Origin of the sequence: Hymenobacter humi (genome assembly GCF_042665855.1) — a bacterium.
GTDB classification, from domain to species: Bacteria; Bacteroidota; Bacteroidia; order Cytophagales; family Hymenobacteraceae; genus Hymenobacter; species Hymenobacter humi.
On record NZ_JBHTEK010000001.1, the window covers coordinates 2637264 to 2651805 of the forward strand.

Sequence of the window (14542 nt, forward strand, 5' to 3'; positions counted from 1 at the left end):
GGTTTTCGGGCATTTATGGTTACTTTTGGGGTTCCGTAACAGCCTGATTGCGGGCGGCTCGTCCGTTCCCGAATCGGCCTCCTTTGTTTATTCCGCTCAACTCAGCGATTCATGTTCGATAATCTCTCCACCAAGCTCGACCGGGCCATCAAGACCCTCAAAGGCCAGGGCAGCATCTCGGAAATCAACGTCGCGGCCACCATCAAGGAAATCCGCCGCGCGCTGGTCGATGCCGACGTTAACTACAAGGTTGCCAAAGATGTAACCGACAAGATTAAGGAGGCTGCCATGGGCCGCGACGTGCTCACGGCCGTGTCGCCGGGCCAGCTTATGGTCAAAATCGTCTACGACGAGCTGACCGAGCTCATGGGCGGCGAGAAGAAGGACATTACCATCAAGGGTGACCCGGCCGTTATCCTGCTCTCGGGCCTGCAGGGCTCAGGCAAAACCACGTTTGCGGGCAAGCTGGCCAGCTACGTGAAGAAGCAGAACCGCACGGTGCTGCTCGTGGCCTGCGACGTGTATCGTCCCGCGGCCATCGACCAGCTCAAGGTGCTGGGTGAGCAAATCGGTGTGGAAGTGTACTCGGAAGTCGAGAACAAAAACCCGGTCGAAATCTCGCGCAACGCCATTGAGTATGCGAAAAAGAACAACAAAAAGGTGGTGATCATCGACACCGCCGGCCGCTTGGCCGTCGACGAGCAGATGATGCGCGAGATTGAAGCCGTGAAGGCGGCCATCAACCCCTCGGAGACCCTGTTTGTGGTGGACTCCATGACCGGCCAGGACGCCGTGAACACCGCCAAAACCTTCAACCAACGGCTCAATTTCGACGGCGTGGTGCTCACCAAGCTCGACGGTGACTCGCGCGGTGGTGCGGCCCTCAGCATCCGGGCCGTTGTGGAAAAGCCCATCAAGTTCATCTCGACGGGCGAGAAGATGGACGCGCTGGACCTGTTTTACCCCGACCGCATGGCCCAGCGGATTCTGGGCATGGGCGACGTGATTTCGCTCGTGGAGCGGGCGCAGATGCAGTTCGACGAGGACGAAGCGAAGCGCATCAACGCCAAAATCCGGAAAAACCAGTTCAACTTCGACGACTTCCTCTCGCAGGCTCGAGCAAATCAAGAAGATGGGCAACATCAAGGATTTGATGGGCATGATTCCGGGCATGAGCAAGGCCATGAAGGACGTGGAAATCGACGACGACGCCTTCAAGCCCGTCGAGGCCATCATCAAGAGCATGACCAAGCAGGAGCGGGCCAATCCCGACATCCTTAACGGCTCGCGCAAGCGCCGCCTGGCCAAGGGCTCCGGCACTGATATTCAGCAGGTAAACGCGCTGATGAAGCAGTTTGATGACATGCGCAAAATGATGCGCACCATGAACAAAATGAGCCAGACCAAGGGCGGCATGGCCCAGATGCAGAAGATGATGGGCGGCATGAAGGGCGGCCCCGGCGGCATGATGCGCTAAGCAACGCCGGGCCGGGCCGGGCGTAGTAAGCAGTGTAGAAGCTGCTTACGCCATGGAAATACATCCTCCCGCCAGGCCTGCTATTCCGGCCCTGTTCCGGCTGGGCTTGCCGGCGCGCTTTCTGCGCGTGGCGCTGGCGGTGGCCGCGGGGAGCTTTTGCTATTGGCTGGCCCCGCCCGATTTCGAGCGCATCACCAGCCTGCTGTTGGCCTGGGACGGATTTCTGGTGAGCATTTTATTGCTCACCTGGCTCACCATCCTGCAGGCCAGCACCGCCGATATCGAGCGCGTGGCCCGGGTGCTGCACCCCAATCGCACCTGGGGCCTGCTGCTCGTGGTTACGTTCATCGGGGTGGCCATCAGCCTGCTGGCGGTGATGCTGATGCTGCGGCAGCTTTTTACTTTGCCGCTGGAGGAGCGCCTGGAGCATATTCTGGTGTCGGCCGTGGCCATCGTGGGCACGTGGCTGATGCTCCACACGCTGTTTGCGCTGCATTACGCCCACATGTATTTCATGCCGCTGCTGGGTGCCGTGCCCGAGCGCCGGCAGGGGGGCTGGAGTTTGCAGGCGAAGCCCCGGCCGTGTACTGGGATTTTGTGTACTTCGCTTTTGTGGTTGGCACGACGGCCCAAACGGCCGATGTAGGGGTAACCACGCTGCGCATGCGCCAGCCTGGTGCTGTTTCATGGCATCATGTCCTTTGGCTTCAATACCGCCATTCTTGCCTTGAGCATCAATGTCTTGGCGGGGCTGCTGTAGGCTCATGGCAATGGCGTAGTTGTATCCCATAAAATGGAAAAGCCTGTCCTATTGGTCAGGCTTTTTGGAGCCCATTTCCAACTTGTCGGTGGGGTAGTGCACCACGAAAGGGACCGCCGTGGTCACGGTGGAAACGGCGGTAGTACAGCTGCTTTGCCTGATGTTTTGAATAATGAGCTGCCTGCGCAACCGGCGCTGGCTGGCTGCGCATCACCGAAGTGTTAGGCTGCCCCATAGCGACGCACGCCGCGAAGAAGCCGTAAGGAATAAAGTACCAGACGCTGGCACTGCCCAAGGCGGTTTCAGGCCTCATTTAGCTACCGCTGGAAATGGGAGAAACCAGCTTAATGACGCCTTTTGCTGATGAATATAAGATTAGCGATAATACATTATTCGCCAAGGAAAGTATTCAACGTTAGCTATTTAGTACAGAAGATTTTTTAAGAAATTTATTCTTCGCGGAATCTTTTGGAGCAATTGTTGTTGCTATCTCCGTGAAAGAATAGTTTTTTTAAGGTGTTTTGGTATGGAACGGGCCGGGGTTTCTCCCGGCCTGTTTTTTTATGCCGTTTGCCCGGAAAAACAGCACAATTTCGCATAAGGCGCGGGGCCTTGGCCGTAAGCTTGTGGCTTAATATTCAAGAATTTCCTGAAGGCTAAAGGGCTCAAATGAAAAAGGCTTACCGAGTGGTAAGCCTTTTTCGTGAGTAAGGGCATCGTCCTAAATCAAAGGCCGCTAAGACGGCTTCCCCACCGGTGCCCGGCTTCGGATTTTGGGCATCTGCTATCAATTGAGCCAGTCGTGTTGAATAAAGGCGCGTTGCAATGTATGCAGGTGAGCTTAGCCTCATCGGCATCATTCGCATCTCCCCATGAGTGCCTTGAGTTGAAAGTCCCGGTGTTATGGGGGCACATCTCCACGTTTGGGAAGGCGTTTTCTTCTGACAGTTTACCACAATAAGTGCACCGATGCCGCTTGCTTCCTGGGCGTCCGGAGTTGCTCTGGGACAAACCTATTCTGTCCTGACTCACGTTGCCGAAGGCTGGGATGGCATTTGTGCAACCCTGCACACCGCTACCGGCAAGTAGGAGCAGCAGGAGACTATAATTGTTCCACATTCAGTTCTGCTTTAAAAATTAAGCAATGCGCTCCGCTTCAAAGAATGCGGAGAAATGTGGGGCGGCCGATGGGTGCCCGTGCAGGCATCCATTGAGAAATTCTGGTAATCGTCAACCTATGGTTGGTTAACTTATCAGCGTAACTGGTGATACCAAATATATAAAATAATATTGATAATATACTATACGGCCTTGTGGCTAAATCTTATTGCCATAATTAACGGTTATAGCTCAGTAAGCAGGCATCTATTCAGTTTCCGAAACCACAAACCCCGGTTGTGGCCCCGCCACGCGGTTATATGGGTTTTGCCAGGCAAGGAATGAATGGCCGTTTTACCTGCTTCTGGACTTTTATCCCACCGGAGATGTTCGTCCTGCGCGCCAAGCAAAGGCCTGCGCCGAGCGGGGCACCCGGCGTACCTTGCGCTCATTAACCGGTTACTCCGCAGTGTATGAAGCAACTTGTTGAAAAACACTCCCTTGCCATTCGCTGGTTTCATTGGGTAAACTTCCCGGTGTTGAGCCTGATGATTTGGAGCGGCGTGTGGATTTATTGGGCCAACGACGTGTACCGCTTGGGCTGGGGCGACACCACCTTGTTCAAGTTCTTTCCGCAGTCGTTTTACCAAGCCTTTCACATCGACCACAAGCTGGCCCAGGGCATGGCCTGGCACTTCGTGCTGATGTGGGTTTTCTTTCTCAACGGCCTGCTGTACGTGCTGTACACCCTGTTTTCGGGCGAATGGCGCTACCTGCTGCCCAATCGGCATTCTTTCAAGGAAGCCATTCAGGTCACGCTGCACGATTTGGGGCTGCGCAAGGAGCCGCTGCCAGTGCGCAAGTTCAACGGGGCCCAGCAAATTGCCTACACCAGCGTCATCCTCATGGGGGTGGGCTCGCTGCTGACAGGGCTGGCCATTTACAAGCCCACGCAGTTTAGCTGGCTCACTGGCCTGCTGGGCGGCTACGAGTTTGCCCGCATCCTGCACTTTGCGCTCACTATTGGGTACGTGCTGTTTTTTGTGGTGCACATCGCGCAGGTCGTGCGCGCGGGCTGGAATAACTTCCGGGCCATGGTGGCGGGGTTTGAAGTGGTGGAAGTGCCGCCGGCTTCCCCGAAATGAAGGCCACTCAACCTCGCTGCCGGCCGCCGACTCGTCCCTGTTGCCCAATTAACGCTTTTTGTACGGTATGACTCACAATCCCGCTCCCCCAACCCGCCCGGCCCGTTGCCGTCCGAAGCCGAAGTGCTGGCCGAGGCCCGGCGGCGGTCGCGCCGGGCATTTATTGGGCTGGGCTTGGCGGGGCTGGCCGGCCTCGGCGGCTGGGGCTGGTTGGTTTCGCAGCCCAACGACGAGGGCATTGCGCGGCCGCTGCGCAAGGTGCTCGACGCCAATGCCCGCCTGTCCAGCGCGTATTTCAAGTCCACCCGCCTCGCGCCAGAGTTTGCCCGCATCCGCGCCCGTACTCCCCGGGTAAACGGGAAAGTTGGGCTGGCTGAAGAATTGGACCCGGTGGCCTGGCGCCTGCGCGTGCAGGCCTACGGCACGGGGCAAACCCAGGAATTCACGCTTGCCGACATCCAAGCCCTGCCCAGGGTGGAGATGGTAACCGAGCTCAAATGCATCGAAGGGTGGAGCACGGTGGTGCACTGGGGCGGCGCCCGGCTGTCGGATTTTCTGGCGCGCTATCCGCTGGCCACGCGCAGCGGCCGTCTGGCCGACCCGCTCAGCTCAACCCAGGACCTCGCGCCCTACGTGGGCATGCGCACGCCGGACGATAAGTATTATGTGGGCCTCGACATGCCAAGCGCCCTGCACCCTCAAACGCTGCTGTGCTACGAAATGAACGGCAAGCCCCTCACGGCCACCCACGGCGCGCCCTTACGCCTCGTTACCCCGCTCAAATACGGCACCAAACACCTCAAGCGTATCGGCACCATCGCCTTCGCCGATACCCGGCCGAAAGATTATTGGGCTGAACTGGGCTACGACTGGGACTCCGGCCACTAGACGCTTTGCTTAATGAGGAATGAAGAATGAAGAATTGGCTCAACTTGGCTGTTCTCAATTCCTCATTCCTCATTCCCAATTCTTCATTAAGCAGCGCTTTAGCGCTGCGTCTAGTGTATGACTCGCAACTCGTAGCGCTCGGGGGCGCCGGCCATGGCCGGCACGTGCCAGGCGCCTACGCGGCTGGGGCCGTAGCCGAGGTTCACCTTCACCCATTCGTTGCGGGTGGGCAGCATGGCAATGATTTCGCGCTCCTGCCGGGCCAGGTTGGTGCGCAGATTCTCGATGGTTTGGGTGAGCTCAAACTCGTCCTGGTCGAAGCTGCCGGTGGGCGGGCGCTGCTCAAACTGAGCAGCCGACCGGGCTTGCTCCAGGTCCTGCAAGGGCTCATTTTTGAGGGCTGCGTTGGCTCTTTGCAATTCCTTTTCGGTTTCCAGAAATGCCTTTACTTTATCTTCCAGCGGAATCAACGCGGGGTCAAGGTAGTCGAGATTAGAAGCCATGCAAGGGTGAGGAGGGATGATAAGTAAAGAAACGGAGCAGTGCCGCCCGCTGCCAAAACGGACGACGGCGCCGAAAAGATACGGGCCTTGCTTGGCTCTGCTTACGCGGCCGGGGCAGCGGCGCTGGCCGCCGGGCGGTTGCGCTGGCATTTCTCGCCGCAGTATTTCACTTCCGCCCAGTTGGCCCGCCACTTTTTGCGGTACTCGAAGGGACGGCCGCAGGTAGCGCAGATTTTGGTGGGCAGCTGCCCTTTGCGAAGTTTTTGGGGAGCATAAGGGAGCAGGCGCAGTGCAGCCGCTACCCAAACGCCGCCCACCACCGGGAAGTTTTGGGTACTTTTCGGGTCCGTAGCGGTTGCGTACCCGCGCAGGCATTGCCCTGCCTTCTCCAACTGCTCCGGCCACGCCGACCTTTTTCTCATGACGACGACCAACGCCCCCGATATTCTGGGCAAGGCCCTGCTGGCCTACCACCACGGCCACCCCGACGCGGCGCTGACCGTGCACTGCAACGTGGCCGACGACGAGCCCCTGCCGGCCGCCTATTTCTTCCGCTCCCTGCTGCAAATGCCGGAACTCGAGCGCCTGGCCCTCGACGAAAGCCGGGGCCGCGTGCTCGACCTGGGCGCCGGCGCCGGCTGCCACTCCCTGGAGCTGCAAAGCCGGGGCTTCGACGTGAAAGCCGTGGACGTATCGGCCGGCGCCGTGCAGGTCATGACCGAGCGCGGGGTGCGCACCGTGGCCCGCCACGACTTGTTCGACCCGCTGCCCGCTACCGAGCTGCCCTACGACACCATCCTGCTGCTCATGAACGGCCTGGGGCTGACCGGCACCCTCGAAGGGCTCGATAAATTCCTGGTGCACGCGCGCACACTGCTCGGCCCCGGCGGCCAGATTCTGGCGACGTCGTCGGACGTGCGCTACCTCTACGAAGACGAGGACGGCGCCCTGATGCTCAACCTCAACGGCCCGTACTACGGCGAAGTAGAATACTCCCTGAGCTTTGCGGGCCAGCAGGGCGCTTCTTTTCCCTGGCTGTTTGTGGATGCTGCCCTGCTCAACGATGCCGCCGAAACCGCCGGGTACACCGCCGAATTCCTGGGCGAAGACGACGACGAGCAGTACCTGGTGCGCCTCACACCCCAGGGCTAGCAAGGGTATAAATAGTGGTTGAGCCGGGCCTTAAAAATGACCGAGGCTGGCCGGTTTTCGTAGGCATTTTACCGACCGTTAAGTCACCAATTCCACCTTATAACGAAGCCCTTTCCTTGAATAACGCTGTCAGCTACCGCACCCGTTGGGCCGATATGGACCCGAATGGCCACATGCGCCACTCCGCCTACGCCGATTATGCCGCCGACCAGCGTGTGGCCTTGCTCGCGGCGTGGGGCTACGGTGCGGCGCGCTTTGCGCAGCTGCGCATGGGGCCCATCCTGTTCCGGGAGGAAACCAAGTACCTCAAAGAAGTTAACATGGGCGAAGAAATCCGGGTCGACGGCCAGTTGGTTTCTGCCGCCCCCGATGGCTCCCGCTGGACCATTGTGCACACCATTTACAAAGCCGACGGCCGCGTGGCCGCCACGGTCACCGTCGACGGCGCGTGGCTGGACCTCGACCGCCGCAAGCTCACGGTGCCACCCGCCGAACTGGCCGACGCCTTCAACTGCCTGCCTCATTACGTGGCCCCGGCCGGCTAATCTATTTCTTCGCCAGGGAAGGAGCCGCGGCACGGGACTGCAGTGCCGCGGTGATGCGGTCTAACTGCTGCTGGTGGTGGAGCAAGTGGTCGAGCAAAAACTCCATCACCTGCCCGATGGTAATCCGCCCGGAGCGCGGATGCGGAAAAATAGCCCGGTTCATCAGCCGCCCCGGATATTCGTTGAGCAGGCGTTCGAGCTGCCGGCGCGAGGCTTCCCAGGTGTGGCGCAGTTCGGGCAGCGTGGGTACCTGGCCGGTGTCGGTGAGCGTGGCTACCCCGCGCGGCGCCTTGAATTTGAAGCCCGGCACCCGCAGCAGCAGCCGCACAAACCGGGCCCGCAGCCGCGTAAACAGCCCCACTTTGGGGAGCTGTTCGTTGGCGTGCAGCTTTTTCTGCACGTACTGAATGATGTTGCTTTCGATAAACAGCAAGTGGTGCACCACTTGGGCGGCCGACCACTGGCCCGGCGCGGGTGCCTTGGTACTATCAGCCCCCAACGCCTCGGCCGACGCCAGCAACCGCTCGGTGGCCCGTTCCAGTTGTTCAAATTTGAGATGGAGGCGGTGATTCATGGGGGTAGGAGGATAAGGTGGGCCCACTGCCGAGCCAGGGCCAAAAGGTACGGGAATCCGCTTAATTCCGTCTGTGCTTTGGGTCTTCATACCCTGCACCATCTACTTATACGAACTTCTTATTCCTGGCAGACCTAGTTTTGCCTGGTATGGCCCAAATTTTACCGATTCTACGTGCCCCTTGGCGCGCTCCCTGGCGGGTGCTGGCGGTGCTGGCCCTATATGCCGTCTACCTGCCGCTCAGTGGCTACACCCAGGCCCATTTCAGGTTCGACGCCGCCGAATACTGGGAGCTTTCGCTCAAGTTCACCCCGGCGGGAGGGTTTTCATTGCTGGGGTTCGACGAGCCCCTGCGCGGCTACCTGGGGCCGCTGCTCATACTGCCAGCGCGGGTGCTGTGCCACTTCACGGGCTTGTCGATGCTGACCGGAGCCCGCGTGCTTGGGGCGTGCTGGGCCGCGCTGCTCTTTGGACTGGTTATTCCGGAGCTATGGAGCAATGCCTCGGGCCGCACCCTGAGCGGGGGCCGGTGGCTGATGGTGGTGGGCCTTTCGTTTCTCTTTTGGCGGGACTATTTCAACTTCACCCTGAGCGACATGCCAGCCCTGACCTTACTAGGACTGGGAATGCTCGCTCTTATGCGCTCGGGCTGGGCCTGGGCCGGGCTCGCCGGGCTGCTGCTGGCGGCGGCCATTAACATACGGCCGATTTACATTGCCAGTGTGCCGGGCTGCCTGTGGCTGCTCTGGCGGATGCCGCTGCCTGGCGGGCGGCTTGGGCTGCGCTTCGCGGCCGTGGTAGCGGGCGCCGCGCTGGTCCTGCTGCCGCAGTGGCGCATCAACCAGCACCACTTCCGGCAAAACACGCCGCTGGTGCTGGCGGGCCTGCCCGGGAGCCGGCCACTATATCTAAAGCAGCTAACCTGGGGCACCAGATTTCAGCGCTACGAATCAAGCCTGATTCCAGAAATCCCCCGCTCGCTGGTGTATGCCGACCCCTGGGGCCAATGGGCAATGGCGCTTGAGCCAAATGGCGTGTTTAAGAACTATGGTTTTTACCTCGGCTTTGTGGTAGACCACCCTCTGGCAACGGCCTGGCGATACTTTCGTCATCTGTTCAACGGCCTGGATATCCGGTTTCCCACGCCTTATCCCACGCAGCTGCACCCGCCGGGACAGGCAGCGCTCCGGCTGCTCAACTATGCGTTGCTGGGCTTGGGCGCGTGGCTGGCCGTGGCGGCGCGGCGCCGCGGCCAGCCACGCGGGTTTAGCCGTACGCCAGCCACTGCGGTGTTGCTGGCGTTACTGTTGCCATGCATATTGGTGCTGCCCACGCTCATGGAGTGTCGGTTTTTGCTGCCGCTGCACCTGCTGGTGCTCACCGCCGTTGCCGCTAGCTGGCAGCCAACGGTTTGGTGGAAAGAGCTCGGAAGGCCGGTCAGGCGGCTGGCCGTGCTGGGGCTGGCCGCGGGATGGTTGTGGGGCTGCTGGTACTTATCCGAAGATACGGCCCGGCAGTTGCGCCCGCCCAGCGAGGCGCCACAGGAATAAATCAGCTCAATTATTGAGCACGAAAAAGCCCCATCCGGTTAATCGGATGGGGCTTTTTAATTTTAAATGCGAAGCTTAGGCTTTCGCGTAGGTCACTTCCTTCACGGCTTTCACCACGCGGGCCACGTTGGGCAGCGAGGCCTCGATGAGCGTAGGAGCGTAGGGCAGGGGCACGTCGGCACAGGTGATGCGGATGACGGGGGCATCAAGGAAATCGAAGGCGCGGCGCTGCACGATGTAGGCCAGGCTCGCCCGAGATGCTGGCCAGGGGCCAGGCTTCTTCAATCACCACCATGCGGTTGGTCTTCTTCACCGACTCCACCAGGGTGTCGTAGTCAATCGGCCGTACCGAGCGCAGGTCGATTACTTCGGCTTCGATGCCTTCCTTAGCCAGCTCATCGGCGGCGGCGTAGGCAATTTTCATCATTTTGCCAAAGCTCACCAAGGTCACGTGCTTGCCTTGACGTACGATGTTAGCCTTGCCAATTTCGAGGATATATTCTTCTTCGGGCACTTCACCCTTGTCGCCATACATCAGCTCCGACTCCATGAAAATCACGGGGTCGGGGTCGCGGATGGCGGCTTTCAGCAGGCCTTTGGCATCGTAGGGGTTACTAGGCACCACTACTTTGAGGCCGGGGCAGTTGGCGTACCAGTTCTCGAAGTTCTGCGAGTGCTGGCTTGAGAGCATGCCGGCGTTGCCGGTAGGGCCGCGGAACACAATGGGGCAGGAGTACTGCCCGCCCGACATCGAATAGAGCTTCGCGGCCGAGTTGATTACCTGGTCGATGGCAACCAGCGAGAAGTTGAAGGTCATGAATTCGATGACCGGAATCAGCCCGTTGGCAGCGGCACCCACGCCGATGCCGGCAAAGCCGAGCTCGGCAATCGGGGTGTCAATCACTCGCTCCGGCCCGAATTCGTCGAGCATGCCTTGGCTCACTTTGTAGGCGCCGTTGTATTCGGCTACCTCTTCGCCCATGAGGAATACCCGCGGGTCGCGGCGCATTTCCTCGGACAGGGCCTCGCGTAAGGCCTCACGAAATTGAATTTGACGCATGATATTCTTTAGGTAAACAGCGGTTTTGAGCCGTTGGGCAAAGCTACGATGAGCCGGGCGGATGGGCAACGATTAGCGCAGCGCCTCCCGAAATACCTTGCCCTGCGCGTAATCCTGAAACTCCAGGTCCTCCACGGCACGCTGGGCGTAGTTGCGGTCGAGCGCCACGGCCTGCTTGAGCAGCTGGCCCATGGTGGCCTCATCTTTCTGGCGGGCGGCCACCACGGCCATGCCGTATACCGGTGCGGCAGCCGTGGGGCGCAGCGTCTGGGCTAGTTTATACTGCTCCAGGGCCGATTCGTAGCCTTCGCGGCCCACCAGAATCAGGCCGCGGTTGAGGGCGTTTTGGTAGGAGGGGCCGGCGTACTGCAGGCTGCGCAGCGCCTCGTCGGGCTGGCCTACTTCGATTTCGAGCGCGGCGCGGTCGGAGAATATCTTGCGCAATAGGGGCCGGTCGCCGCCCAGCTTGATGGCGTAGTCGTAGTTCTGCAGGGCTTCGAGGCGGTCGCCGGCGCGGTGGTAGGCGGTGGCGGCGTGGTAGAAGAACTCGGCCGTGGGGTTGCGGTGGGCTGCCAGGGTGAAGTTGACTGCAGCGCGGCGGTAGTAGGCCTTCCGAATCTTCTCGGTGGGCTCTTTCTCGGCGCGCTGCAGCAGCACCACACCCAGGTTGTGGAAGGCTTCCCAGCTATTGGTATTGGCGGCCGCGGTTTCGTAGATGCGCTGCTTTTCGGCCAGCAGCGGCGTGAGCGTAGCCGAGTAGCGCAGCTCCTCGGGCATGAGGGCGTCGGCCTCGATTTGCTTGTCAACGATTTTTTCGAGAGCAGGTACACTTCCGAATCGTAGCGCTTGGGGGCGTCGTAGGTCACGGCCACGGTGCCGAAACGCAGCACGGGGTAGATGTACTGCTCGATGTAATCGAAGTACGAGAGCTTGTGCAGGGCTTTCTCCTTTTGCTCGAAGCTGCCCTTGGTGTCGTTGATGATGCTCACCACCGAGTCCATCTGCTCGGGTTTCAGGGCCGAGGTCATCACCTTGCTCAGGAAGGTGTCCCAGCGCCGGGTGTAGGCCAAGGTGTCGAAGCGAATGTCCTGGACCTTGTTCAGATAAGAGAAGTTCTTCACCCGCTGCTTGTAGTAGTAAAGCAGCATGCGCACGCGCTTGCTGGCCAGCAGGCGGTTGTGGGCATCGACGGAGTCGGGCGAGTGGCCCGCAATGATGAGTACCTGCTTTGTGCGCTGGTTGGCATCGATGAGGTCTTCGAGGGCCTGCACATTGGTGCCTAGGTAGCCCCGGATAAACCACTGGCCTTCGTCAAAAAAGAACGGCAGCACGCGGGTGCCGCTCATGTTGTTGTCGGTGCGCTCGGGCAGGAAAGTCAGCACAGTGTCTTCGCGAGTCACGAGGCGGGCCGGGTCGGCAATGCCGCGGGCCACGCGCACGTCGTCGGTGGCGCGCAGCACGCGGCCGTTCTTTTTCAGCTCGCGCACCTGGGCGTGGGCCAGCAGCTCGCCGGGGTTGCGGCCGGGCGTGTTGGGAAAGCTGAACTTCTGGGTAGCCATGAGTGGCCCTTGTTCTCGTCGTCGTACACGTAGTTGCCCGACGTGAAGGAAATCCGGCCGAGGGTGTCTTCACGCAAGCCGTGCTCGTAGCGGTAGCGCAGCAGCAGGCTCGTAGCACACGCCTTTGCGCAGGTGCTGGGCGGGCACGCGGGCAATTACCTCAAACGGCACGTTCTCGCCCGAAGCGGTGAGCGGCGTGGGACGGGCCACCACCGTGCGGCCGGTTTCGGCCTGTTTCAGCACCCGGGGCAGGGCACAGGCCGACAAAAAAGAGTGGCTGCCAAGAGCCCATGGGCCAAGGGCCGCGAGAAATTTATCATCAATAAGCGCAAGCCTGGAAAACGAAAACTACTCCTACAAACGTAAGAGTCCCTGAATTAGTCGGGCCTAGGCGGGCAAAAATACGTTACTGCCCTTGGCCTAGCTCGTCCAAAGCCTTATCTTAGCACAGAGAATACGTTTTTCGCTAGCCGCTACCGCCCATGAAACGCTTCACCGACTACCTCGAAACGCAGTCTTTTGGTTTGTGCTCCGCCCTGGCTCAGAAATGGGGTTTTAGCACGCGCAGCGTCCGGCTGTCGTTTGTGTACGCGTCGTTTTTCACCTTTGGCTCGCCCATCGTGCTGTACTTCGCCGGCGCGTTTTGGATGAACGTGCGCCGGGCCATGCGCCAGCAGCGCAGCACGGTTTGGGATTTGTAATCTGGAAATAAGTACGGGTAAATAGAACAATAAACTCGCTTCCCAGTCCAGGAAGCGGGTTTTTGCGTTTTAACCGTTCCTATTTCAGGCCCAACTCGGAGAACTTCTTTTTGCCCTGGGCGAAGTAGGCCCACACCAGGCTGCCCGCGTACACCCCGGCCCGGTCTTTCACCCGCAAGTGCGGCTGGGCGTTCCGGCGCTGCTTGCGCCAGTAGCCCAGCTTGTTGTAGAAGCTGAAATGGGCTCTGATGACGGCCCAGAAATCACCAAATTGCCCCCCGCTAAAAAGCGCAACCCCGCTACGCCGTCCAGCACCAGCCGTTGGAGCATGGCAGCGAGTACCTCGCTTGGAGCCGCGTTTTTATAGAGCAAGGCCAAGCCGTTGCGGAAGTTGAGGTAGGTTTTGCGGGGATTGGTTTTGGGCAAGGTGCCGCCGCCTACGTGGTGCACCGCCGTGCCGCCGTGGTACCATACTTCGTGCCCGGCATTCCAAAGGCGCCAGCAAAAGTCAATTTCCTCCATGTGGGCGAAAAAGGTCGGCTCCAGCCCGCCCAAGGCTTGCCAAGCCGAGCGGCGCACCAGCAGGCACGCCCCGCTGGCCCAGGCCACGGGGCGGGAATCGTCGTACTGGCCCTGGTCTTTCTCAAGGGTGTCGAACAGGCGGCCGCGGCAGAAAGGGTAAGCCAGCCGGTCGAGGTAGCCGCCGCCCGCGCCGGCGTATTCGAAGTACGTGGGGTCGGCTTGGGCAAGAATTTTGGGCTGCACGGCGGCAATGCGGGGGCTGGCTTCCAGCAGGCCACGCAAGGGGCGCAGCCAGCCCAACGTCACTTCCACATCGGAATTGAGCAGCACCACAAACTCACTGTCGACCTGGGCCAGGGCTTGGTTGTAGCCTTCGCAAAAGCCGAAGTTGCGGTCGAGCAGGAGTAATTCTACCAGGGGAAAGTCGCGGGCGAGGAGCTCCACCGAGTCATCGGTCGAGGCATTGTCAGCCACGATAACGCGGGCGCCGTCGGCATGGGTGATGACGCCGGGCAGAAAACGGCGCAGGAAACCTGCGCCGTTCCAGTTCAGAATAACAATGGCGACGTCGGCGCAGGCGCCGGCACGGGGCGCCCTAGACTCCAAAACCACTCAGGTCGAGGCCCGGAACGTTGGGCATCAGGCCGCTGGTTTTGCGCTGCAGTTCCTGGCGGGCCTGCTCGGCGGCTTCGTCGAGGGCTTTGTTCACGGCGGCTACCACCAGGTCGGCCAGCATGTCGCGGTCTTGCGGTGTGAGCAGGGTTTCGTCGATTTCCAGTTTCAGGATTTTGCGGTGGCCGTTGGCCGTGGCGCGCACCAGCCCGCCGCCCGCTTCGCCCGTGGCGGTAATGTGTTGAATTTCTTGCTGGGCCTGCTGCATTTTGTCCTGCAGCTCTTTCACTTTGCCCATCATCCCGGTGAGGTCGAATGCCATAATCGTAGGTATCAGGTGTTAATTAGTAGTGAACAAGGGAAGGGCGGGAAAGTGCTGAAAGATGTTGCTTCAGC

The 14542-nt window shown here is 60.1% G+C and carries 14 protein-coding genes and 3 pseudogenes; 8 read left to right on the top strand and 9 right to left on the bottom strand.

The annotated features are described in order from the left end of the window. Nucleotides 1-111 precede the first annotated feature (111 nt). The 4 genes and pseudogenes from ffh (at nt 112) to ACFQT0_RS14860 (ending at nt 5368) form a co-directional block, all read left to right on the top strand. A pseudogene (ffh, locus tag ACFQT0_RS14845) lies at nt 112-1477 on the top strand (signal recognition particle protein). Between the two features lie 52 nt (nt 1478-1529). Beyond that, nucleotides 1530-2269, top strand: a pseudogene (locus tag ACFQT0_RS14850) (DUF1345 domain-containing protein). Nucleotides 2270-3808: 1539 nt separating this feature from the next. Further along, nucleotides 3809-4480 (top strand): cytochrome b/b6 domain-containing protein, encoded by a 672-nt coding sequence (locus ACFQT0_RS14855; protein WP_380203877.1) that lies wholly within the window; start codon nt 3809-3811, stop codon nt 4478-4480. Between the two features lie 105 nt (nt 4481-4585). Continuing rightward, entirely contained in the window at nt 4586-5368 is a 783-nt protein-coding gene (locus ACFQT0_RS14860; protein ID WP_380203879.1) for a molybdopterin-dependent oxidoreductase, read from the top strand. A 110-nt stretch (nt 5369-5478) separates the two neighbouring features. Here the strand turns inward: ACFQT0_RS14860 and ACFQT0_RS14865 are convergent, their stop codons facing one another. Together ACFQT0_RS14865 and ACFQT0_RS14870 are read right to left on the bottom strand one after the other, a co-directional pair. After that, nucleotides 5479-5871 (bottom strand): hypothetical protein, encoded by a 393-nt coding sequence (locus ACFQT0_RS14865; RefSeq protein WP_380203881.1) that lies wholly within the window; start codon nt 5869-5871, stop codon nt 5479-5481. Between the two features lie 101 nt (nt 5872-5972). Then, the gene (locus ACFQT0_RS14870; RefSeq protein ID WP_380203883.1) at nt 5973-6191 is read right to left on the bottom strand and encodes a DUF2256 domain-containing protein; all 219 of its coding nucleotides are present in this window, start codon (nt 6189-6191) and stop codon (nt 5973-5975) included. Nucleotides 6192-6291: 100 nt separating this feature from the next. Between ACFQT0_RS14870 and ACFQT0_RS14875 the strand changes: the two genes are divergently transcribed. Together ACFQT0_RS14875 and ACFQT0_RS14880 are read left to right on the top strand one after the other, a co-directional pair. Continuing rightward, entirely contained in the window at nt 6292-7023 is a 732-nt protein-coding gene (locus tag ACFQT0_RS14875; RefSeq protein ID WP_380203885.1) for a class I SAM-dependent methyltransferase, read from the top strand. A 116-nt stretch (nt 7024-7139) separates the two neighbouring features. After that, complete coding sequence (locus tag ACFQT0_RS14880) at nt 7140-7568, top strand: thioesterase family protein (RefSeq protein ID WP_380203887.1); 429 nt, start codon at nt 7140-7142, stop codon at nt 7566-7568. Nucleotide 7569: 1 nt separating this feature from the next. Here ACFQT0_RS14880 and ACFQT0_RS14885 read toward each other — a convergent pair whose 3' ends face one another. After that, entirely contained in the window at nt 7570-8142 is a 573-nt protein-coding gene (locus ACFQT0_RS14885) for a DinB family protein (protein ID WP_380203889.1), read from the bottom strand. 149 nt (nt 8143-8291) lie between these two features. Between ACFQT0_RS14885 and ACFQT0_RS14890 the strand changes: the two genes are divergently transcribed. After that, nucleotides 8292-9692: a hypothetical protein gene (locus ACFQT0_RS14890; protein ID WP_380203891.1), complete on the top strand. Its 1401-nt coding sequence runs from the start codon at nt 8292-8294 to the stop codon at nt 9690-9692. A gap of 75 nt (nt 9693-9767) precedes the next feature. On the opposite strand, the pseudogene ACFQT0_RS14895 reads toward ACFQT0_RS14890, so the two are convergent. The 4 genes and pseudogenes from ACFQT0_RS14895 to ACFQT0_RS14910 all read right to left on the bottom strand — a co-directional run bounded on the left by ACFQT0_RS14895 (nt 9768) and on the right by ACFQT0_RS14910 (nt 12578). Further along, nucleotides 9768-10752: pseudogene (locus ACFQT0_RS14895) on the bottom strand (pyruvate dehydrogenase complex E1 component subunit beta). A gap of 72 nt (nt 10753-10824) precedes the next feature. Further along, nucleotides 10825-11196: a hypothetical protein gene (locus ACFQT0_RS14900; RefSeq protein ID WP_380203893.1), complete on the bottom strand. Its 372-nt coding sequence runs from the start codon at nt 11194-11196 to the stop codon at nt 10825-10827. Then, nucleotides 11151-12311: a hypothetical protein gene (locus ACFQT0_RS14905; RefSeq protein WP_380203895.1), complete on the bottom strand. Its 1161-nt coding sequence runs from the start codon at nt 12309-12311 to the stop codon at nt 11151-11153. Before ACFQT0_RS14905 ends, ACFQT0_RS14900 begins: the two co-directional genes overlap by 46 nt. A 69-nt stretch (nt 12312-12380) precedes the next feature. After that, a complete protein-coding gene (locus ACFQT0_RS14910) occupies nt 12381-12578 on the bottom strand; it encodes a hypothetical protein (protein WP_380203897.1) in 198 nt (65 codons plus the stop codon). Between the two features lie 215 nt (nt 12579-12793). On the opposite strand from ACFQT0_RS14910, the gene ACFQT0_RS14915 reads away from it, so the two are divergent. Further along, nucleotides 12794-13012 (top strand): PspC domain-containing protein, encoded by a 219-nt coding sequence (locus tag ACFQT0_RS14915; protein WP_046242767.1) that lies wholly within the window; start codon nt 12794-12796, stop codon nt 13010-13012. Nucleotides 13013-13180: 168 nt separating this feature from the next. Here the strand turns inward: ACFQT0_RS14915 and ACFQT0_RS14920 are convergent, their stop codons facing one another. Next, nucleotides 13181-14140 carry a glycosyltransferase family 2 protein gene (locus ACFQT0_RS14920; RefSeq protein WP_380203899.1) on the bottom strand — a complete coding sequence of 320 codons (960 nt, stop codon included), beginning with the start codon at nt 14138-14140 and terminating at the stop codon, nt 13181-13183. Next, nucleotides 14130-14468, bottom strand: a complete 339-nt coding sequence (locus tag ACFQT0_RS14925; protein ID WP_380203901.1) for a YbaB/EbfC family nucleoid-associated protein — start codon at nt 14466-14468, stop codon at nt 14130-14132. The genes ACFQT0_RS14920 and ACFQT0_RS14925 overlap by 11 nt, the downstream gene beginning before the upstream one ends. Nucleotides 14469-14542 lie beyond the last annotated feature (74 nt).